Raw genomic sequence first — 19,896 nt, 5'->3', positions numbered from 1 at the left:
CGCCACGTCGGCGAAAGAATGGACGCCGGGCCGCTGAACAGATGATGATGTCGGGATGGTCCTGCACGCCCAGCCCGACGACCAGCCCGCCGACGCCATGCCCGAGGAGGCATTTCAAGCGGACGCGGCGGCCTTGCCATCGCCCATCGACTTCAGCGCGCCGGCGCCGCTGGCTTCGAGCGGGGCACTGCGAAACCCGTTCCCGCCGATCGCGGACTACGCCTTCCTGTCCGACTGGGAGACGACCTGCCTGATCTCGCCGGCCGGCTCGGTCGAATGGATGTGCGTGCCGCGCCCCGACTCCCCCAGCGTCTTCGGCGCCATCCTGGACCGCAGCGCCGGCCATTTCCGGCTCGGCCCCTACGGCGTTTCCGTGCCCTCGGCCCGCCGCTACCTGCCCGGCAGCCTGATCATGGAGACGACGTGGCAGACCCACACCGGGTGGCTGATCGTGCGCGACGCGCTGGTGATGGGGCCGTGGCACGACATCGAGCGCCGGTCCAGGACCCACCGCCGCACGCCGATGGACTGGGACGCCGAGCACATCCTGCTGCGCACGGTGCGCTGCGTGAGCGGCACCGTCGAGCTGATGATGAGCTGCGAACCCGCGTTCGACTATCACCGCGTGGGCTCCACCTGGGAATACTCGGCCAACGCGTACGGCGAGGCGATCGCGCGGGCCACCAAGCAGCCCGACGCCCACCCGACCCTGCGGCTCACCACCAACCTGCGGATCGGGCTGGAGGGCCGCGAAGCGCGCGCCCGTACCCGCATGAAGGAGGGCGACGATGTGTTCGTCGCCCTGAGCTGGACCAAGCACCCGGCGCCGCAAACATACGAAGAGGCCGCCGACAAGATGTGGCAGACCACCGAGTGCTGGCGGCAATGGATCAACATCGGCAACTTCCCCGACCACCCATGGCGTGCCTACCTGCAGCGCAGCGCCCTCACGCTCAAGGGGCTGACGTACTCGCCCACCGGGGCCCTGCTGGCGGCGGCCACCACCTCGCTGCCGGAAACGCCGCAGGGCGAACGCAACTGGGACTACCGCTACGCCTGGGTGCGCGACTCCACGTTCGCGTTGTGGGGTCTGTACACGCTCGGGCTGGACCGGGAGGCGGACGACTTCTTCGCGTTCATTGCCGACGTCTCCGGAGCCAACAGCAACGAACGCCACCCGCTGCAGGTGATGTACGGCGTGGGCGGCGAACGCAGCCTGGTGGAAGAAGACCTGCACCATTTGTCCGGTTATGACCACGCCCGGCCGGTGCGCATCGGCAACGGCGCCTACGACCAGGTCCAGCACGACATCTGGGGCTCCATCCTCGATTCGTTCTACCTGCACTGCAAGTCCCGTGAGCAGATCCCGGAGAGCTTGTGGCCGGTGCTCAAGAAGCAGGTGGAAGAGGCCATCAAGCACTGGCGGGAGCCCGACCGGGGCATCTGGGAGGTCCGCGGCGAACCGCAGCACTTCACCTCGTCGAAGGTGATGTGCTGGGTGGCGCTCGACCGAGGGGCGAAGCTCGCCGAGCGGCAGGGCGAGAAGAGCTATGCCCAACAGTGGCGGGCCATCGCCGAGGAGATCAAGGACGACATCCTGCAACACGGGGTGGACTCCCGCGGGGTGTTCACCCAGCGCTACGGCACCGACGCGCTGGACGCCTCGCTGCTGCTGGTGGTGCTCACGCGCTTCCTGCCCCCGGACGACCCCCGGGTGCGCAATACGGTGCTGGCCATCGCCGACGAACTCACCCAGGAAGGCCTGGTGCTGCGCTACCGCGTCGAGGAGACCGACGACGGGCTATCCGGCGAGGAAGGCACGTTCACGATCTGCTCGTTCTGGTTGGTGTCGGCGCTGGTGGAGATCGGCGAGGTGGCGCGCGCCAAGCGATTGTGCGAGCGGCTGCTGTCCTACGCGAGCCCGTTGCACCTCTATGCCGAGGAGATCGAGCCCCGAACGGGCCGGCACCTGGGCAACTTCCCGCAGGCGTTCACCCACCTGGCGCTGATCAACGCGGTGGTGCACGTGATCCGCGCCGAGGAGGAGGCCGACGGCTCGGGGATGTTCCAGCCCGCCAACGCACCGATGTAGTGGCGATCGCAAGCGCGGCCGTCAGGCCGGGCGCAGCGGGTCGCCACCATGGAATGTAGTGGCGATCGCAAGCGCGGCCGTCAGGCCGGGCGCAGCGGGTCGCCACCATGGGATGTAGTGGCGATCGCAAGCGCGGCCGTCAGGCCGGGCGCAGCGGGTCGCCACCATGGGATGTAGCCCGCCATTCAGCTCAGCGCGCTGACCTTGTCTCGCATGACTTGCGCGATGTCCAGCGCGCTGGATCCCTCTAGCGATACGCCCGGTGAGTCGACAAAGTCGACCTCGACTTCGACGAGGCAATTGTCTCGCACGCCGATAGCCCGCGCGGCGGGAACGGATGGCGAGACGAAGCCGGGCGCGCTCCACTCCGTCGAAATAGTCGCCGCGACAACGGAAGTGGCGCTTTGGACGTCGCTGACTTTCACTTCCAGCGGTAACGTTCCGCCGACGATGGGCACCGTCTTGCCGTCGCATTCGTGCCACTGCCTGGAGAACGTCGCGAACAGTGCGTTGGCGTCGGCGGCCGTGGGCAAGCTGATGGCGGCCTCTTGCACCCGGGTCACCGCCGCGCCGGATGCGACAGTAGGCCGCCAGGTGGTGAACGCAACGGCGTTGACGTTCGCGGACCGGTAGGCGCCGGCCTGCATCATCACGGCCACCCCGAGGCAGCTTTCGGGCCCCTCCGCCGGCGCGGCGCCGAACGTCTCGGGGCCCCCGACAAGCGGTGGGGAACCCGGGTCCAGCTCCAAGGGCTGCCTGACGACGCGGGAAAGCGCGCTCTTGCCGAGGAGCACCCGCTTTAGGGTCTGCCCGTCGAGGAATCGCGGCGCGAGGTTGGCCGGTGGCCGCGCCGCGCCACCGACCGTGTTGGAACAGCCCGTGGCCGAGAGCAGCACGACCAAAAGTGCTGCGCACCAACCTCGTCGTCGACCGCAGCGGTTACCGGATGGTGCGGCGACGACCGGAGCAGGGGGCAGCTCGCTACCGCAAATATTTCCCATGCGCTTCTCGGCTACCTCCCACTTCACCGAGTTTAGGCTCGGCGGCACGGCGAAGCCGTCGCCCACGCGTGAGCACAGCTCAACACCAGAGAAGTCCCAGGTTTGTGGCAGGTGCCGGTCAGCTCAGGCCGCTGACCTTGTCCATCATCGCGTGCGCGATGTCGATGGCGCTGCGGTGCACATCGCCGGACCCCTCGTCCGATGAGCGCGTCGAATTGAAGAACGCCACTTCGACTTCGACGAGGCAGTTGCCCCGCACGCCAATGGCACGCGCCTCGGGCCTGGGCCCGCTCGACGGTATGCCGGGCAATTGGGTGTCGATCGAAACGGTGGCGGCCAGAACGGATTCGGAGGCCCGCACCTCGGAGATGGTGTCCAAGAAGACGATCGCGGGGCGGTCGGTGATGATGCTGGGGCGCCCGATGGTCACGGTCGTGCCCTCGCAGTCGCGCCACTGCTGGGCAAACTGTTGGAACAGCGCGGCGGCCCCGGCGGCGCTGGACAGGGCGACCACGCCCTCGGCGACACTGATCACCTTCGCCGGCCCGTGCTGGTTCCACCACGTCTCCCGCGCCGCATTCTTGACGTCGGCGGATCGGTAGGCATCCTTCACCATCATCGAGGCGACACCGACGCAGTTGGCGGGCGAAACCGCGCCGAAGGCCGGCGGCAGCACCTCGGGACCGCCGAACCGCGCCGGGAGTTCGTTCTTGCTTCCGAAGGACTGGCCCAGCAGCTTCGACAGCTCAGCGTCGTCGAGGAGCACTTTCTTGACGGGTTGCCCGGTTACCGGGTGCGGCTTCAGATTCGGCGCGGGCCGCGCGGTGCCGTCGACGGTGCAGCCGGTGGCGAGCACGACGGCCAACAGGCCCGTGAGGATGGTCCGGCGCGTCGACATCAGTTGGTGCTCGAGACTTTTCGCAACATCGCCTGAACGACTTGGATGGACCGGGTCCCGGCCTGCGCGTGCGGCTCGACGGCGACTTTGACGTCAGCGATGACGTCGCCCGCGGTGCCGAGTGCCCGCTCGTTCGGGGATGGCGGCGTGTGATGGTTGTCCCACGCGATGACGGTAGCGGAAAGTATCGGTCCGTCGACGCGGACGTCGGTCACCTTCGAGTACAACTCCGTGTTGCTCCGGTCGTGTGTGTACATGGTGACCGTGGTGTCCGTGCAGCGTTGCCATTGCTGAACGAACGACGCGAAGAGTCGTTGCGCGTCGGACGTGGTCGCCAGCTCGATCGCCGCCGCTGTTGCGCTGGACACCTGTATGCCGGAGTCGTAGTTCCAGTAGTCCTGCGTCGCGGCGCGGCGCACCGGGCCCTTTTCGTAGACGAGGCGCATCGCGGGGTCGACGGTCCCGAGGCATTCGATGGGCGCGGCGCCACCAGCGTCACGAATCCCGTTGGGCAGCACATCGTTACCACCCACCAGCGGCGGACTGTGTGGCGGGAGCTCGTTTCCGACGGCGGCGCTGACCTCGGCGGCGTCCGGTAAGACCTGTTCGAGGGGCAAAGCGGCTCCGCCGAGGGGGCCAGTGCGCGTGGGGGTTCCGGCCACTGTCGTGACGCATCCCGTGCCGAGCAGGCTTAGTCCGACAACACCAACGGCTCGCATCAGCATCACGACTATTTCTTGCCCTTGTCCCCCGCGGCGTCGGTCGACAACGCCGCGACGAAAGCCTCCTGCGGCACGTCCACCCGCCCGATGGTCTTCATCCGCTTCTTGCCCTCCTTCTGCTTTTCCAGCAGCTTGCGTTTGCGGGTGATGTCTCCGCCGTAGCACTTCGATAGCACGTCTTTGCGGATCGCCCGGATATTCTCGCGCGCAATGATTTTCGATCCTATGGCCGCCTGCACCGGCACCTCGAACTGCTGGCGCGGAATGAGCTCTTTCAGCTTGGTGGTCATCTTGTTGCCGTACGCCGACGCCCCGTCCTTGTGCACGATCGCAGAGAACGCGTCGACGGCCTCGCCCTGCAGCAGGATGTCCACCTTGACCAGTTGCGCCTCCTGCTCGCCGGCCTCCTCGTAGTCGAGGCTGGCGTAGCCGCGGGTGCGCGACTTCAGCGAGTCGAAGAAGTCGAAGATGATCTCGCCGAGCGGCATCGTGTAGCGCAGTTCCACCCGCTCGGGTGACAGGTAGTCCATGCCACCCAACTCGCCGCGGCGCGACTGGCACAGCTCCATGATGGTGCCGATGAACTCGCTGGGCGCGATGATGGTGGTCTTGACGACCGGCTCGTACACCGTGCGCACCTTGCCTTCCGGCCAGTCCGACGGGTTGGTCACCACGATTTCGCTGTTGTCCTCTTTGATGACCCGGTAGACGACGTTCGGCGACGTGGAGATCAGATCCAGGTTGAACTCGCGCTCCAGGCGTTCGCGGGTGATCTCCATGTGCAGCAGGCCCAGGAAGCCGCACCGAAATCCGAAGCCCAGCGCCACCGACGTTTCCGGCTCGTAGGTCAGGGCGGCGTCATTGAGCTGCAGCCTGTCCAGGGCGTCGCGCAGATCCGGGTAATCGGAGCCGTCCACCGGATACAGGCCCGAGTACACCATCGGCTTGGGCTCGCGGTACCCGGTAAGGGCCTCGGTGGCGCCGTGCCGGGCTGTCGTCACGGTGTCGCCGACCTTGGACTGGCGGACGTCCTTCACACCGGTGATGAGGTAGCCCACCTCACCCACCCCCAGTCCATCGCTGGCCTTGGGTTCCGGCGAGACGATGCCCACTTCGAGCAACTCGTGGGTGGCGCCCGTGGACATCATCAAGATGCGCTCCCGCGGGACGATCTTGCCGTCCATCACCCGGACGTAGGTCACCACGCCGCGGTAGATGTCGTAGACGGAGTCGAAAATCATCGCGCGGGTGGGTGCGTCGGCGTCGCCTTGCGGATGCGGCACCAGCCGGACCACCTCGTCGAGGAGGTGGGCCACGCCCTCGCCGGTTTTGCCGGACACCCGCAGCACGTCGTCCGGCTCGCAGCCGATGATGTGTGCGAGCTCGCCCGCGTAGCGGTCCGGGTCGGCCGCGGGCAGGTCGATCTTGTTGAGCACCGGGATGATGGTCAAATCCCGATCCAGGGCCAGGTACAGGTTGGCCAGGGTCTGCGCCTCGATGCCCTGGGCCGCGTCGACCAGCAGCACCGCGCCCTCACAGGCTTCCAGCGCCCGCGACACCTCGTAGGTGAAGTCGACGTGGCCCGGAGTGTCGATCAGGTGCAAGACGTATTCTGTTCCGGCGGCCTCGCCGCCGGATACTTTCCAGGGCAGCCGGACGTTCTGGGCCTTGATGGTGATCCCGCGCTCCCGCTCGATGTCCATCCGATCCAGGTACTGGGCCCGCATCATCCGCTCGTCGACGACGCCGGTGAGCTGAAGCATCCGGTCCGCCAGCGTGGACTTGCCGTGATCGATGTGGGCGATGATGCAGAAGTTCCGAATCTGCGCCGGCGCGGTGAAGGTCTTGTCGGCGAAACTGCTGATGGGAATCTCCTGGTCTGGACACGCTTGCGGGCGCTTGAGCGCCGGTTCATTGGTATGTCCAGGGTATCTAGGCGGGGTGCCCGAGACATACTTGGACACAATCGCACCCGCGCGCCCGCGTCTATGCTGCGAATATGGCGTCGGCCCGCAAATCCCAGTGGAAGACGTTCCAGCATTTCGCGGAAAACCTGGTCTTCGATCGGGCCCCGCGGCTGGCCCGGCACGTGCAGAACTCGCAGACCGTGCTGCGCGAACTGCAGCACGCCGTGAAGATCACCGCGAACGTCATCGCCGCCGCCGCGCCGCAACCGCCCGCGGTCACCGCGGGCCGCCCGGTGACCAGCACGAGCTTCCCGACCGCGCAGCGCGCACGCAAGCTGGTCTACGCCCCCGACCTCGACGGCCGGGCCGATCCGGGCGAGATCGTTTGGACGTGGGTGGTATATGAGGACGACCCGACCCGGGGCAAGGACCGGCCCGTGCTCGTGGTCGGTCGTGACCGCCGCGTCCTGCTGGGGTTGATGGTGTCCAGCCAGGAGCGCCACGCCGAGGACCGGGACTGGATCGGAATCGGTTCCGGCGCCTGGGATTACGAGGGCAGGCCTAGTTGGGTTCGGCTGGACCGGGTGCTCGACGTCCCCGAGGAGAGCATTCGCCGCGAGGGCGCGATCCTGGACCGCGAGATCTTCGAAGTGGTGGCCGAGCGGCTGCGCGCGGACTACTCCTGGAGCTAGTCGCCCAACGTGTGACCATTGCAAAAAACCGGCCGCTTATTCGCGCTGAACGCACGCTCGGCGAACACGCAGTCAGCCCCGCCCGGCGACGATGCGCGCCGTGGAACGCCGTGAGGTGGGTACCCCCGGCCGCGGAGCGGCCAGGGGACAAGCCGGGCAGTCAGCCTTGCGTGATGTAGGACTGCAGCTGCTGCTGCTCGGCCTCGAGCTCTTCCATCCGGGTCTTCACCACGTCGCCGATGCTCACGATCCCGATCAGCTTCTTGCCGTCCAACACGGGCACATGGCGCACCCGGTTCTTGGTCATCAGCACGCTCAGGGAGTCGACTGTGTCGGCTTTCGTGCAGGTGGCAACGGTGGTGGTCATGATCTTCGAGATCGGGCGCGACAGCACGCCGGCGCCATGGGTGTGCAGCTCGCGCACGACGTCGCGCTCGGAGACGATGCCGACGACGCCCTCGTCGCCGACGACCACCATGGCGCCGATGTTCTGCTCGGCGAGGCCGGCGAGCAGCTCTTTCACCGTCGCCTCGGGGTTGATGGTCACCACCGCCGCGCCCTTGTTCCGCAAGACGTCTGCAATCCGCATCAAAGGCCTCCAGCTGGTTGTGATCCGCTTCACAACAGGCTACGGCTAACTCGTGCGGCGCAAAAGCCACGACGAGAACCGGTAGCCGATCCGTGTCCATACCCTGACGCCGCCGTTCGAAACCTGGGCGCTCGATCGGTCGGATCGACCGATTGGGCCACTGGACAGGGGCGCGGCTTGCAAGATAGGGCCCATGATCGAGATCACGCTGCTGGGAACGGGGAGCCCGATCCCCGACCCGAACCGGGCCGGACCGTCGACCCTGGTACGGGCCGGCGGGCAGGTGTTTCTGGTGGACTGCGGGCGTGGGGTGTTGCAGCGCGCGGCGGCGGTGGGCGTGGGCGCCGCCGGTTTGTCGGCGCTGCTGATCACCCATCTGCACAGCGACCACATCGGAGACCTCGGCGACCTGCTCATCACCCGCTGGATCAGCACCTTCGCACCGGACCCCGCGCCGCTGCCGATCATCGGACCGCCCGGGACCGCGGAGACGGTCGAGGCGACGCTGTACGCGTTCCGCCACGACATCGAGTACCGGCTCGCGCATCACGCCGACCTGAACGCCCCACCGTCGGTCGAGGTCCACGAGTGCACCGAGGGGGCGGTGTGGGACCGCGACGGCGTGTCGATCCGGGTGGCACCGACCGATCACCGACCGGTGACCCCGACCATCGGGTTCCGCATCGACTACGGCAGGGCGTCGGTGGTGCTCGCCGGGGACACGGTGCCCTGCGCCGGCCTCGACCAGCTGGCGGCCGGCGCCGGCGCTTTGGTGCACACCGTGATCCGTAAGGACATCGTCGGCAACATCCCGCAACAGCGGCTTCAGGACATCTGCGATTACCATTCGTCGGTCGAGGAGGCCGCCGCAACCGCGGCCCGCGCGGGGGTGGGCACCCTCGTCATGACGCACTACGTGCCCGCGCTGGTGCCGGGCCAAGAAGAGCAGTGGCGGGCCCTGGCGGCGTCGGCGTTCGACGGGCGGATCGAGCTCGGCGACGACCTGCATCGCGTCGAAATCAACGCGCCGTAACGGTCACTCTCCAATCCCGTTGCGGCGCAACGGCAGCAGCGCCCCGGCCAGCACCAGCCAGCACAGCGCCGACACCCTGGCAACCGGCAGGATCACGCCCAGGTCCGGCCAGACCAACACCGCCGTCGCCGCTTCGGCGAGGGCGGCGATTCCCAGGCCGGCCCAGGCCACCGGGCTCGGCAGCAAACCCCGGCTCAGGCCGGGTCCAGCGATCCCGGCGACCAGCAGGCCCAGGGCCACGATGTGCCCCGGGCCGCCGACCAGGAACACCAATAGGTATAGCGCGCGGACCAAGGTCACGTCCGCAGCGACTTCGGGCCGCGACAGTGGCCAGGCCAGCAAGCCGCACAGCCCCAGCGCTCCGGCCGCCACGAGGCCTCCCGCGAGCGCGATCGACGCTCCCGGCCCGGCAGCGCCGAGCCGGCGCAGCCGGGCGCTGACCGTCGCCGCATAGACCCCCAACGGAACCGACGCCGCAAACGTCGCCACCGCGATGACGCGCACGGCGACCGGCTCCGCTCGGACGTAGGCCGCCACCGCGGCCGCCGGGCCGTATGGCAACGGCATCACACCGCCCAGGGCGACGCCGACCGCGATCCCACCGAAGAGCACCGCAGCACACAGCACGGACAGCAGCAGCAACCAGGGGCCACCGCGGTGAGACCCAGTGTCGTTCATGACGTGAACGCTATGCCCGCGCCGGCTAAGCCAGCCGGGTGATCTCCACGACGACGTCGAGATCGGTCGCGCCCTGACCGGAGTAAATGCCTTTCAGGGGAGGGACGTCGGTGTAGTCGCGGCCCGCGCCCACGCCGACGTATTGCTCGGAGATCTCGGTTCCGTTGGTGGGGTCGTAACTCCACCAGCCGCCCGTCCACGCCTGAATCCACGCGTGGCTGCGCCCGTCCACGGTGTCCCCGACGACGGCGTCGCGCTTGGGATGCAGGTAACCCGACACGTAGTACGCGGGAATCCCCATGGCCCGCAACAACATCAGCGACAAGTGCACGAAGTCCTGGCAGACACCCCTGCCCGCGTTCAACGCGTCCAGCCCCGACGAGTGCACGCTGGTGGTTCCCGGGAGATAGTCCAGCTCACCGCGCACCCAGTCGCCGGCGGCGGCGACGGCCTCGGCCGGCTGGTGCGACTTGGCGATCTTCTTGGCCACGGACGCAACCTTCTTGCTCGCCGGGGTGTGCCCGGTGGGGCGAAGCAGTTCGTCGAACCGATCGATCACCGCCCCGGACTTGAGGTCACCCCAGCCGACTTCGCTCACCGGCGGTTCCGGCTGCTCGGTCTCGACCACCGACGACGACGTCACCGTGAGGTCGGTGTGCGGCGCGTGCAGATCGAACGCCGTTACGGCGGTGCCCCAATAGTCGATGTAGCGATAGGACCGGGTCGCGGGGATCGTTTCGACGCGATTGAGGATGACGTTTTGCCTGGTGTTCGACCGTGGGGTCAACCGCGCTTCGTTGTAGGACGCGGTCACCGCCGACTGGTAGGCGTACCCGGTGGTGTGCACCACCCGCAGCCGCCACATCAGCCGTCCCCTTTCCTGCTGACCAGCCGGCCGCGATCCCCGGCATCCGACCACGCCACCCACGGCGTGACGTGAAAGTACTGCACCGACAACGCTTCTCCGACATCGTGGCAGGTTCGTTGCAGGCCCGCCAGGCGCGTCTCCAAGGACTCCAGCAGTACCCCGGGTTGCACGAATTCGAGTTCGCTTCGGGCCTGCCCGAGCAGCCGCTGCGCCTCACCGGTGGCCCCGATCCGGCTCTGCCGAGAGTGCAGCAGTTCGTCGAGGTTGTGTTCGGCGAGCCGCAGCGAATAGAACACCGAACGCGGGAACAACCGGTCCAGCAACATGAATTCGACCACCCGCCCGGCGTCCAGCACGCCACGGTAGGTGCGCAGGTAGGTGTCATGCGCACCCGCCGAACGCAACAGCGTCACCCACGCCGGGGATGAAGCGCTGTCCCCCACTCGCGAAAGCAACAGCCGCACCGTCATGTCCACCCGCTCGATCGCGCGGCCCAGCACCATGAAGCGGTATCCGTCGTCGCGGGACAGTGTCGAGTCGGCCAGGCCGGCGAACATCGCCGCCCGGCCCTCGATGTAGGACAGGAATTCATGGGGCCCAAGGCGTTTCGCGGCACGCTCGCGCTCGGCCAGGGCGTGGTAGGTGGTGTTGAGGCACTCCCAGATCTCGCTGGACGTCACCTCGCGCGCCGACTTCGCGTTTTCCCGCGCCGCCGTGACGGCGTCGACGATCGAAGAGCCACCCGAAGCGTTGGTGCTGAAGGCCACCAGGTCGGTGAGCGACCAGACGTCGAGGTCGTAGCTGGGGGGGTCGATGCCGAGCACCCGCAGCAGCAGCCGCGACGCCTGGTCCGGGTCGACGCTGGAATCCTCGAGCAGTTGGTGCAGCACCACGTCGAGGATGCGGGCGGTGTCGTCGGCCCGTTCGACATAGCGACCGATCCAGAACAGCGCCTCCGCGTTACGGGCCAGCATCAGCGCTTCGCCCGCCGCTGTTGCTGCTGAAGCTGCTGTTCCTGGGGCGATTCCGTGGGTTGCGTCTGGGTCTGCGCGAAACGCTGCGCACCGTCCAGCGCCGGGTCGGACATCGACTCCGGCAGCGAGCGCACGACTTCCGCCGCGCCGAGCTCGTGGTCACCGCCCGAGGTCCGCGACGCCAGCACCCAGGTGTCCTTCGAGCCACCGCCCTGGCTCGAGTTCACCACCCGCGAACCCTCGACCAGGGCCACCCGGGTCAGCCCACCGGGCAACACCCAGACGTCGTCGCCGTCGTTGACCGCGAACGGCCGCAGGTCGACATACCGGGGCGCCAGCGTGTTGCCGATCTGCGTCGGCACGGTCGACAGTTCCATCATCGGCTGGGCGATCCAGCTGCGCGGGTCGTCGCGAACCTTCTTGGCGACGGTGGCCAACTCCTTCTCGGAGGCTTCCGGCCCGAACACGATGCCGTAACCGCCGGATCCCTCGACCGGCTTGAGAACCAATTCGTCGATCCGGTCCAGCACCTCTTCGCGTTCGTCATCGAGCCAGCACCGGTACGTCTCGACGTTGGCCAGCAGCGGCTTCTCCCCCAGGTAGTACTCGATCATCGTCGGCACATAGGTGTAGACGAGCTTGTCGTCGCCCACACCGTTGCCGATGGCGCTGGATACGACGACGTTGCCGGCGCGGGCGGCGTTGACCAGGCCGGCCACCCCCAGGACCGAGTCGGCGCGGAACTGTAGCGGGTCCAAGAAGGCGTCGTCGATGCGCCGGTAGATGACGTCGACCTGCACCTCCCCCTCCGTGGTGCGCATGTAGACCTGGTTGTCGCGGCAGAACAGGTCGCGACCCTCGACCAGCTCGACCCCCATCTGGCGGGCCAGCAGCGAGTGCTCGAAGTAGGCCGAGTTGTACACCCCGGGAGTGAGCACCACCACGGTCGGATCGGCCTCGTTGGTGGCCGCGGAATTGCGCAAGGCGCGCAGCAGGTGCGAGGCGTAGTCGTCGACCGCACGCACCCGGTGGGTGGCGAACAGATTCGGGAATACCCGCGCCATGGTCCGCCGGTTCTCCATGACGTACGACACCCCGGAGGGCGAGCGCAGGTTGTCCTCCAGGACCCGGAAGTTGCCCTTCTCGTCGCGGATCAGGTCGATGCCCGCGACGTGGATGCGGACGCCGTTGGGCGGGACGATGCCCATCGCCTCGCGGTGAAAATGCTCGCAGGAAGTGATCAGGCGGCGCGGGATGATGTCGTCGTTCAGGATTTCCTGATCGCCGTAGATGTCGTCGAGATACATCTCGAGCGCCTTGACGCGCTGGATGATGCCGCGCTCCAACCGGCTCCACTCGGCGGCCGAGATCACCCGCGGAACCAGGTCGAGCGGAAAAGGCCGCTCCTGGCCCGACAGCGAGAACGTGATGCCCTGGTCGATGAACGCGCGACCCAGCGCTTCGGCGCGGGCCTTCAGGTCCGAGGCGTCCGACGGCGCAAGCTCGGCGTAGATGCCCTTATAGGGACCCCGAACGGTGCCGTGGGCATCGAACATCTCGTCAAATGCCATCGAATAGATGTCCGAGGACGTGTTGTAGCCGCCGAAAATGCGCTCGGCACGCGCGGCGCGCAACCCCCGCCCGGTTTCCTCGAGCTGGCTCGGAAGACTCACTTTTCAGATGCTGCCTCAAATTGGCGTTATGGCAGGCCACGGGTTCCCGTTTTGGGAGAAAACGTAACCGACTGATAACCTGGGCAGTCGCTGTGGTGATATCCGGCGCCCCAACAATCGTCGAAGCGGAGAAGGAACTAGAAGCGTGGCCAACATCAAGTCGCAGCAGAAGCGCAATCGCACCAACGAGCGCGCTCGACTGCGCAACAAGTCCGTGAAGTCGTCGCTTCGCACCGCCGTCCGCGCGTTCCGTGAGGCCGCCCACGCCGGCGACAAGGACAAGGCCTCGGAGTTGCTGGCCGCGACCACCCGCAAGCTGGACAAAGCGGCCAGCAAGGGCGTGATCCACAAGAATCAGGCGGCCAACAAGAAGTCGGCCCTGGCGCGCGCGCTCAACAAGATCTGAACCGCTCGCTCATCGGTTCCGGTTCGCGGCCAGCTCGGCCACCTTCCTGACCGCCGATTCGAGCGCATAGTCGGCGTCCGCCACGGCTCCCTTGACGTTGGCGTTGAGCGCCGCCACCACCTTCATCGCGGCCGCGACGCTGTCGCGCGACCAATACCGCGCCTGCTTCTGGGCCTTCTGCACCCGCCACGGCGGCATTCCGAGCTGCGACGCCAGCCGATAGGGGTCGCCTGACAGCGGCCCGACCCGACCGATCGTGTGGACCGCTTCGGCCAGCGCGTCGGCAAGCACCACCAGCGGCTCCCCGCGCATCATCGCCCACCGCAGCGCTTCGGCCGCTCCCGCGACGTCGCCCGCCACCGCCTTGTCCGCGATGTCGAACCCCTTCACCTCGGCTTTGCCGCTGTGATAGCGGCGGACCGCGGCGGCATTCACGACCCCACCCGTGTCGGCAACCAGCTGCGAACAGGCGGCCGCCAGCTCCCGCACGTCGGAGCCGACCGCGTCCAGCATGGCGGTCACGGTCTCCTCGTCGACCTTGACGCGTAGCGCACGAAACTCCTTGCGGACGAAGTCGATTCGCTCGCTGGCCTTGGTGATCCGCGCGCACGGATGCACGACGGCGCCCAGTGACTGCAACTCGGTGGCCAGCGCCTTGGCCCGGCCGCCGCCCGAATGCACGACCACCAGCATCGTGCCCAGCGGGATGTCGGCCGCGGCCGAGGCGATCACCGCGGCCGCCTCCTTGCCCGCTTCGCCGGCGGATTCCAGCACGACGATGCGCTCGTCACCGAACAGTGACGGACTCAGCAGCTCGGCGAGTTCGTAGGTGCTGACGTCACCGGCTCGCATGCGGCTGACGGGAACATCGTCGATCCCGGCCCGCTGGCGCGCCGCCCGCAATACGTCGGCCACCGCCCGCTCGACCAGCAGCTCCTCGTCTCCCAGGACCAGGTGCAACGGCGAAACTTCTGTCACCCCACGATGGTGTCACGACGGACCGACTACGCCACCCCGGGATCCACCAGCTTCGACAACCACCAAGCCAGCGCGCAGAGGGCAGCCGTCAACCCGCCCAGGCCGACCGCGGCGCCAAACCAGCGCCGCCCGCGCAGCCTCGTCACCGCCACGACGATCAGCGCGGTCACCCCGGCGACCAGCACCACTCCCGGCACCCCGGACGGAACGGGCAGCGTTGCCCCGGGCGCGCCCGCCGACCATTGCGCCACCCGCACCACCCACCACAGTTCGGGGCCGGTGAAACGGACCAACACCTGCGCGCCGGGCGGCCACACCACGCTCAGCACGGCCGCCGCGCTGCCCAGCACGGTGATCGGCGCGATGACCGGCGCCGCCGCGAGGTTGGCGCCCACTGCCACCAGGCTGACCCGCCCGGAGATGCCCGCTACCAGCGGAGCAGTCACGACATGTGCGGCCGCCGCGATCGCCAGGGCGTCGGCCAGCGGCTTGGGGCAGCCTCTCCCCGCCAGGCCCCGCGACCAGACCGGCGCGACCAACACCAACGCCGCCGTCGCGATCGCCGACAGCGCGAAGCCCACGTCGACGGCCAGCTGCGGGGCCAGCGCCAGCAAGACCAGCACCGCGGCGCAGAGCGCCGGGATGGCTTGCCGCCGCCGCGAAGACAGCAACCCCGCCAGCCCGATGGCGCCCATCACGGCCGCCCGCAACACGCTCGCCGTCGGTTCCACCACGATGACGAAGGCGACCAGCGTCAGGGCGGCGAGGGCGACGGCCGCCCGGGGACCGATCAGGCGCGCCGAGAGCAGCACGGCCGCGCACACGATGGTCACGTTGGCGCCCGAAACCGCCATCAGGTGCGTCATCCCCGCCGCGCGAAAGTCCCGGCCGGTCCCGGCGGGAACCGCCGATGTGTCGCCCAGCACCAGCGCGGGCAACATCGCCGCCTGGTCGGCGGGCAACGCGCCGCGAACCGCGGCGCCGAATCGGGCCCGCACCGTGTGCGCCACCCGGTGCACGGCGCCGGCGGTGCCCAGCGTTGGGCGGCCCGACGCGTTGAGCACAGCGACGGTGAGGTCGCGGCGGGTCGGGCGGCTGATCCGGGCGGTGAACCGCATCGGACGGCCCACCATCAACCCGTCGGCTTCGGATTCGAATTCCGATGCGCGCGCGAAGACGACCACCCGCCCCGAGATCTGCGCGTCGCGCAGGCGCTGCAGCGTGGCGCGAAACATCAGCTGGCCGCGGCCCAACGACACCGGGCTCTCCGTAGGAGTGACCGTCACCGGGGCGGCCGTCCCGAACGCCGCGGTGATCGGGTGGCGATCGACCGCTTCGGCGCGCAACGCGACCGCAAAGCCGAACCCCGCGCCGGTGACACCGACCGCGACCAGTCCGGCGCTGACGGCCCGGTGCCTCCCGGTTTCGCCCCGCCGGCGCCCGGTGCCCCAAACCAGCGCGCCCGCGGCGGCGACCGACAAAAGACAGGCCCCCGCGATCACCCGGCCGATCGGCCACCAGATCCCGGCGGCGGTCACCACCCAGCAGGTGAGCGCGGCCGGCGCCAGGCGCGCGTCAACGCGTGCCGCATCCGATTCGGCGCGACCGGGTTCCCGCACCGGTGTTCAGACACGGACCAGGGCGCGCAACTTCTCCAACCGCGCGGGCCCGATGCCGTCGACGTCGGCGAGCTGGTCGACGTTGGTGAATTTGCCGTTGGCCTGCCGCCAGGCCACGATCGCGGCGGCCGTGACCGGCCCGACGCCGGGCAGGGCGTCCAAGTCCTCCACGGTCGCGGTGTTGAGGTCGAGCACCTCCCCTGCCTTCGGCTTCCCCGGCCCCGCTCCGGTCCGCGGTGGCGGTGGCTTGGATGTCGGTGTGGAACCGGAGGCCACCGAGCTGCCCAACGCCGCAGGCCGCCCGGGGACGGGCGGAAGCCCGACGACGATCTGCTCGCCGTCGCCGAGCGGACGCGCCATGTTCAGCCCGACGGTGTCCGCCCCGTTCACCGCGCCACCAGCGGCCTGCAGCGCATCCGCGACGCGCGCCCCGGGCGCCAGGGTGACCAGTCCCGGGCTGCGCACCAGGCCCACCACGCTCACCACCACCGGCCGGTCGGGGCCGGCACTTGGGCTCGCCGACGACTTGGGGCTCGCCGTCGACGCCTTCTCGACCGGCGGCAGTTTGGCCGACATCACCGGCGCCGGCCGGTCGCGCAGCAGCGTGAACACCGTGACCAGAACGGCCAGCGCGGCCACGATCGCCAACCCGATGGCACCGGCACGTCCCGGGTCGGCGCGCAGCCTGCCCACCCACCCCCGATCGGGCGACACACCGGGCAGCCACCGCGGCAGCAGCGAATTCTGGTCCTCGTCCACCGCCTGCCCGGCCGACGTCGACGCGGCGCCGTCGGGCTCGGCGTCCGGTTCGGCCCCGAGTCGCCGCTGCAGACGCTCGGCGGGAAGTTCTGTTCGCATGCGCCGACCGTAGGTGCGCCGACCGCCAGATCCGCCCCACCCGGCGGCGCCGCGACCTGAGACTGTGGACTAAACCGAGGCTGTGCACAACCGCTGTACGGGATGGGTCAAGATGGAGCGAAGAACGCATCGCCAGGACCGGGCATCCATCCGAAGCTGGTAGCCACGTTCACCCCAGACGACAGGAGGTCGCCGTGCAACTGGCGCTCACACCGGAGGAAGCCGCGTTCCGCGACGAGCTCCGCACCATCTACACCACCAAGATTCCGGAAGAGCTGCGCGAGCGGGTGCGCCGGGGCTCGGCGGAGGTGAACCACGAGGACATCGTCACCAGCCACAAGATCCTGCACGAGCACGGTCTGGCGGTACCGAACTGGCCGGTCGAGTGGGGCGGCAAGGACTGGACGGCGACCCAGCACCAGATTTGGGCCGACGAGATGCAGCTGGCGTGCGTCCCGGAGCCGCTGAACTTCAACACCAAGATGGTGGGCCCGGTGATCGCCGAATTCGGTTCGGAGGAGGTCAAACAACGCTTCCTGCCGCCGACGGCCAGCCTCGACATCTGGTGGTGCCAGGGGTTCTCCGAGCCCGAGGCCGGTTCGGACCTGGCGTCCTTGCGCACCACCGCGGTGCGGGACGGCGACAGCTACGTCGTCAATGGGCAGAAGACCTGGACCACGCTCGGCCAGTACGCGGACTGGATCTTCTGTCTGGTGCGCACCGACCCGCAGGCGCCCAAGCGGCAGGCGGGCATCTCGTTTCTGCTGTTCGACATGAAGACCCCCGGCATCACGCTGCGGCCCATCAAGACGATCGACGGCGGCCACGAGGTCAACGAGATCTTTTTCGAAGACGTCCGGGTGCCCGCCAACCAGCTTGTGGGAGAAGAGAATAAGGGCTGGACGTACGCCAAATTCCTGTTGGGCAACGAACGCACCGGCATCGCCGGTGTCGGCCGGACCAAGGTGCGACTCGCCGAGGTGAAGAAACACGCGGCGGCCACCGGGGTGCTGCAGGATCCCCTGTTCGCGGCGCGACTGGCGGAGGCCGAAAACGAGTTGCTGGCACTGGAACTCACGCAGTCGCGGGTGGTCACGGACTCCGCGAACGGGCAGCCCAATCCGGCTTCGTCGGTGCTCAAATTGCGCGGCAGCCAATTGCAGCAGATCGCCACCGAGCTGCTCGTCGAGGTGGCCGGGCCCGATGCCCTGCCGGCCGACGGCGAAGGCATCGCGTCTCCGGACTGGGCGCAACACAGTGCGCCGCACTACCTCAACTACCGCAAGACGTCGATCTACGGCGGCAGCAACGAGGTGCAGCGCAACATCATCGCGTCCACCATTCTGGGATTGTGAGGCAGCCATGGACTTTCAGTTGACCGACGAGCAGACCCTGCTGCGCGACACGACCCGCGAACTGCTCTCGCGCAGCTATGACCCGGAGAGCCGCAACAAGGTGATCGGCTCCGATCTGGGCTGGAGCCGCGAGGTATGGAGTCAGCTCGCCGACACCGGGATCCTTGGCCTCGGCTTCGACCCGGAGGAGGCGGGCCAGATCGAGATCATGGTCGTGCTCGTCGAGGCGGGGCGCCGGCTGGCTCCCGAACCGATCCTGCACGCCGCGCTGGCACCGGGTGCGCTGATCGCCGAGTTGGGCACCGACTCCCAGAAGGAACAGCTCGACGACGTCGCCGCCGGCCAACGACTGCTGGCCTTCGCCCACCTGGAACCCGGCCACCGCAAGCCGACCACGGACGTGGGCACCAAGGCTGCGCGGCAAGGCGATTCGTGGACATTGACCGGACGCAAGAACCCGGTGCTCGCCGGCGACTGCGCGGACACCCTGGTGGTCAGCGCCGCCTTGCCGGACGGCGGCACCGGCCTGTTCCTGGTCGACGCGAGCCCGGAAAGCACCTCCGTCACGCGTCACCCGTACCGGACCTTCGACGGACAGCGCGGCGCGCAGGTCGACTTCGAGGCGACACCGGCGGAACCCTTGGGTGAAGCCGTCGACGCGTCGCAGGCCATCCGAGACGCCATCATCCGCATCCAGGCCGGGCTGTGCGCCGAAGCGGTCGGGGCGATGGAGGAGGCGCTGCGGCTGACCACCGATTACCTCAAGACCCGCAAGCAGTTCGGCGTCACGCTCAACAAATTCCAGGCGCTCACGCAGCGGGCGGCCGACATGTACGTGTCGCTGGAACTGTCCCGCAGCATGGGCCTGTACGCGTCGATGTCGATCGCCGACGGCAATTTCGATCCGGTGATCGCCTCGCGGGCCAAGCTGCAGATCGGCCGCTCGGGCCGGCACATCGCGCAGGAGGCGATCCAGCTGCACGGCGGAATCGGTGTGACCGCGGAATATCCGGTGGCGCACTATGCGGCCCGGCTCACCGCGATCGAACACACGCTGGGCACCTCCGGCGAGCACCTGCACAACCTGATCGACCACATCGGCGACTACGACCTGGCCCGCCTCTAGCGCATGGCCAAGCTGTCCGGCAGAGTTGTCGAGTTCCTGTCAGCCGGCACCCGTACCGGGATGCTCGGCTACGTCGCCGGCGACGGTCGGCCGCTGGTCGCGCCGGTGTGGTTCGTGGTCGACGGGGACCAGCTGGCCTTCAACACCGGCCGCGACACGTCGAAAGGCCGTGCCCTGCGCCGCGACCCGCGAGTGGTGATCTGCGTCGACGATCCTCACCCGCCGTACTCGTTCGTTCAGGTGCAGGGCGTGGCGACGGTAAGCGATGACCCAGCCGACGTGCTCGACGTCGCCACCCGAGCCGGCGCCCGATACATGGGCGTCGACCGCGCCGAGGAGTTCGGCCGCCGCAACTCCACGCCCGGCGAACTCGTGGTGCGGGTGCGCCCGACCAAGGTCATCGCCGGATTCGACATCAGCGACTGAC

Annotated in this window: 19 protein-coding genes; 7 read left to right on the top strand and 12 right to left on the bottom strand. The window is 68.5% G+C overall.

Annotation, left to right across the window (positions count from 1 at the left end):
• The first annotated feature begins 55 nt into the window (after positions 1-55).
• Entirely contained in the window at positions 56-2,092 is a 2,037-nt protein-coding gene (locus H7J89_RS03930) for a glycoside hydrolase family 15 protein (protein WP_372513705.1), read from the top strand.
• 185 nt (positions 2,093-2,277) lie between these two features.
• Here the strand turns inward: H7J89_RS03930 and H7J89_RS03925 are convergent, their stop codons facing one another.
• The 4 genes from H7J89_RS03925 to lepA form a co-directional block, all read right to left on the bottom strand.
• Positions 2,278-3,159, bottom strand: coding sequence for a sensor domain-containing protein (locus H7J89_RS03925; protein ID WP_264036666.1), 882 nt, complete (start codon positions 3,157-3,159; stop codon positions 2,278-2,280).
• Positions 3,160-3,211: 52 nt separating this feature from the next.
• Positions 3,212-3,991 carry a sensor domain-containing protein gene (locus H7J89_RS03920; RefSeq protein ID WP_264036664.1) on the bottom strand — a complete coding sequence of 260 codons (780 nt, stop codon included), beginning with the start codon at positions 3,989-3,991 and terminating at the stop codon, positions 3,212-3,214.
• On the bottom strand, positions 3,991-4,608 hold the full coding sequence (locus tag H7J89_RS03915) for a sensor domain-containing protein (protein WP_264036662.1): 618 nt from the start codon (positions 4,606-4,608) through the stop codon (positions 3,991-3,993). The genes H7J89_RS03920 and H7J89_RS03915 overlap by 1 nt, the downstream gene beginning before the upstream one ends.
• 113 nt (positions 4,609-4,721) lie before the next feature.
• Complete coding sequence (gene lepA / locus H7J89_RS03910; RefSeq protein ID WP_372513713.1) at positions 4,722-6,584, bottom strand: translation elongation factor 4; 1,863 nt, start codon at positions 6,582-6,584, stop codon at positions 4,722-4,724.
• A 128-nt stretch (positions 6,585-6,712) separates the two neighbouring features.
• On the opposite strand from lepA, the gene H7J89_RS03905 reads away from it, so the two are divergent.
• The gene (locus tag H7J89_RS03905) at positions 6,713-7,312 is read left to right on the top strand and encodes a type II toxin-antitoxin system PemK/MazF family toxin (RefSeq protein ID WP_264036660.1); all 600 of its coding nucleotides are present in this window, start codon (positions 6,713-6,715) and stop codon (positions 7,310-7,312) included.
• A 160-nt stretch (positions 7,313-7,472) separates the two neighbouring features.
• On the opposite strand, the gene H7J89_RS03900 is transcribed toward H7J89_RS03905, so the two are convergent.
• A complete protein-coding gene (locus H7J89_RS03900; RefSeq protein WP_264036658.1) occupies positions 7,473-7,901 on the bottom strand; it encodes a CBS domain-containing protein in 429 nt (142 codons plus the stop codon).
• 193 nt (positions 7,902-8,094) lie between these two features.
• On the opposite strand from H7J89_RS03900, the gene H7J89_RS03895 reads away from it, so the two are divergent.
• Positions 8,095-8,934, top strand: a complete 840-nt coding sequence (locus H7J89_RS03895; RefSeq protein WP_264036656.1) for a ribonuclease Z — start codon at positions 8,095-8,097, stop codon at positions 8,932-8,934.
• Positions 8,935-8,937: 3 nt separating this feature from the next.
• Here H7J89_RS03895 and H7J89_RS03890 read toward each other — a convergent pair whose 3' ends face one another.
• From H7J89_RS03890 to H7J89_RS03875, 4 genes are read right to left on the bottom strand one after another with little or no spacing between them, the layout of a single operon-like run.
• Entirely contained in the window at positions 8,938-9,612 is a 675-nt protein-coding gene (locus tag H7J89_RS03890; protein WP_264036654.1) for a hypothetical protein, read from the bottom strand.
• 25 nt (positions 9,613-9,637) lie between these two features.
• Positions 9,638-10,477: a transglutaminase family protein gene (locus H7J89_RS03885; protein ID WP_264036651.1), complete on the bottom strand. Its 840-nt coding sequence runs from the start codon at positions 10,475-10,477 to the stop codon at positions 9,638-9,640.
• Positions 10,477-11,454 carry an alpha-E domain-containing protein gene (locus H7J89_RS03880; protein WP_264036649.1) on the bottom strand — a complete coding sequence of 326 codons (978 nt, stop codon included), beginning with the start codon at positions 11,452-11,454 and terminating at the stop codon, positions 10,477-10,479. Before H7J89_RS03880 ends, H7J89_RS03885 begins: the two co-directional genes overlap by 1 nt.
• A complete protein-coding gene (locus H7J89_RS03875) occupies positions 11,454-13,127 on the bottom strand; it encodes a circularly permuted type 2 ATP-grasp protein (RefSeq protein ID WP_264036647.1) in 1,674 nt (557 codons plus the stop codon). Before H7J89_RS03875 ends, H7J89_RS03880 begins: the two co-directional genes overlap by 1 nt.
• Before the next feature lie 145 nt (positions 13,128-13,272).
• Between H7J89_RS03875 and rpsT the strand changes: the two genes are divergently transcribed.
• Positions 13,273-13,533 carry a 30S ribosomal protein S20 gene (rpsT, locus tag H7J89_RS03870; RefSeq protein ID WP_264036645.1) on the top strand — a complete coding sequence of 87 codons (261 nt, stop codon included), beginning with the start codon at positions 13,273-13,275 and terminating at the stop codon, positions 13,531-13,533.
• A 9-nt stretch (positions 13,534-13,542) separates the two neighbouring features.
• Here the strand turns inward: rpsT and holA are convergent, their stop codons facing one another.
• Genes holA through H7J89_RS03855 form a run of 3 tightly spaced genes read right to left on the bottom strand, consistent with a single transcriptional unit; the run spans position 13,543 to position 16,988 of the window.
• Entirely contained in the window at positions 13,543-14,493 is a 951-nt protein-coding gene (gene holA, locus H7J89_RS03865) for a DNA polymerase III subunit delta (protein ID WP_372513712.1), read from the bottom strand.
• Between the two features lie 44 nt (positions 14,494-14,537).
• A complete protein-coding gene (locus H7J89_RS03860) occupies positions 14,538-16,130 on the bottom strand; it encodes a ComEC/Rec2 family competence protein (RefSeq protein WP_264036640.1) in 1,593 nt (530 codons plus the stop codon).
• A 6-nt stretch (positions 16,131-16,136) separates the two neighbouring features.
• Entirely contained in the window at positions 16,137-16,988 is an 852-nt protein-coding gene (locus H7J89_RS03855) for a ComEA family DNA-binding protein (protein WP_264036639.1), read from the bottom strand.
• A 194-nt stretch (positions 16,989-17,182) separates the two neighbouring features.
• Here H7J89_RS03855 and H7J89_RS03850 point away from each other — a divergent pair, with 194 nt between their 5' ends.
• The 3 genes from H7J89_RS03850 to H7J89_RS03840 are packed head-to-tail and all read left to right on the top strand — an operon-like array spanning position 17,183 to position 19,895.
• Complete coding sequence (locus tag H7J89_RS03850; RefSeq protein ID WP_264036637.1) at positions 17,183-18,343, top strand: acyl-CoA dehydrogenase family protein; 1,161 nt, start codon at positions 17,183-17,185, stop codon at positions 18,341-18,343.
• A gap of 7 nt (positions 18,344-18,350) precedes the next feature.
• Positions 18,351-19,469: an acyl-CoA dehydrogenase family protein gene (locus H7J89_RS03845; RefSeq protein WP_264036635.1), complete on the top strand. Its 1,119-nt coding sequence runs from the start codon at positions 18,351-18,353 to the stop codon at positions 19,467-19,469.
• Positions 19,470-19,472: 3 nt separating this feature from the next.
• Positions 19,473-19,895, top strand: a complete 423-nt coding sequence (locus H7J89_RS03840) for a PPOX class F420-dependent oxidoreductase (RefSeq protein ID WP_264036633.1) — start codon at positions 19,473-19,475, stop codon at positions 19,893-19,895.
• The last annotated feature ends 1 nt before the right edge of the window (position 19,896 follow it).

The organism is Mycobacterium paraffinicum (genome assembly GCF_025822865.1).
Lineage (GTDB): Bacteria > Actinomycetota > Actinomycetes > Mycobacteriales > Mycobacteriaceae > Mycobacterium > Mycobacterium paraffinicum.
Note: the sequence above shows the minus strand (reverse complement) of the source record. Positions and strands in the feature narration are given on the sequence as shown.

Coding starts and splice junctions, on each gene's coding strand:
- H7J89_RS03930 (WP_372513705.1), top strand. CDS start 56: ATGGTCCTGCACGCCCAGCCCGACGACCAGCCCGCCGACGCCATGCCC.
- H7J89_RS03920 (WP_264036664.1), bottom strand. CDS start 3,991: ATGTCGACGCGCCGGACCATCCTCACGGGCCTGTTGGCCGTCGTGCTC.
- H7J89_RS03905 (WP_264036660.1), top strand. CDS start 6,713: ATGGCGTCGGCCCGCAAATCCCAGTGGAAGACGTTCCAGCATTTCGCG.
- H7J89_RS03900 (WP_264036658.1), bottom strand. CDS start 7,901: ATGCGGATTGCAGACGTCTTGCGGAACAAGGGCGCGGCGGTGGTGACC.
- H7J89_RS03895 (WP_264036656.1), top strand. CDS start 8,095: ATGATCGAGATCACGCTGCTGGGAACGGGGAGCCCGATCCCCGACCCG.
- H7J89_RS03890 (WP_264036654.1), bottom strand. CDS start 9,612: ATGAACGACACTGGGTCTCACCGCGGTGGCCCCTGGTTGCTGCTGCTG.
- H7J89_RS03885 (WP_264036651.1), bottom strand. CDS start 10,477: ATGTGGCGGCTGCGGGTGGTGCACACCACCGGGTACGCCTACCAGTCG.
- H7J89_RS03880 (WP_264036649.1), bottom strand. CDS start 11,454: ATGCTGGCCCGTAACGCGGAGGCGCTGTTCTGGATCGGTCGCTATGTC.
- H7J89_RS03855 (WP_264036639.1), bottom strand. CDS start 16,988: ATGCGAACAGAACTTCCCGCCGAGCGTCTGCAGCGGCGACTCGGGGCC.
- H7J89_RS03845 (WP_264036635.1), top strand. CDS start 18,351: ATGGACTTTCAGTTGACCGACGAGCAGACCCTGCTGCGCGACACGACC.
- H7J89_RS03840 (WP_264036633.1), top strand. CDS start 19,473: ATGGCCAAGCTGTCCGGCAGAGTTGTCGAGTTCCTGTCAGCCGGCACC.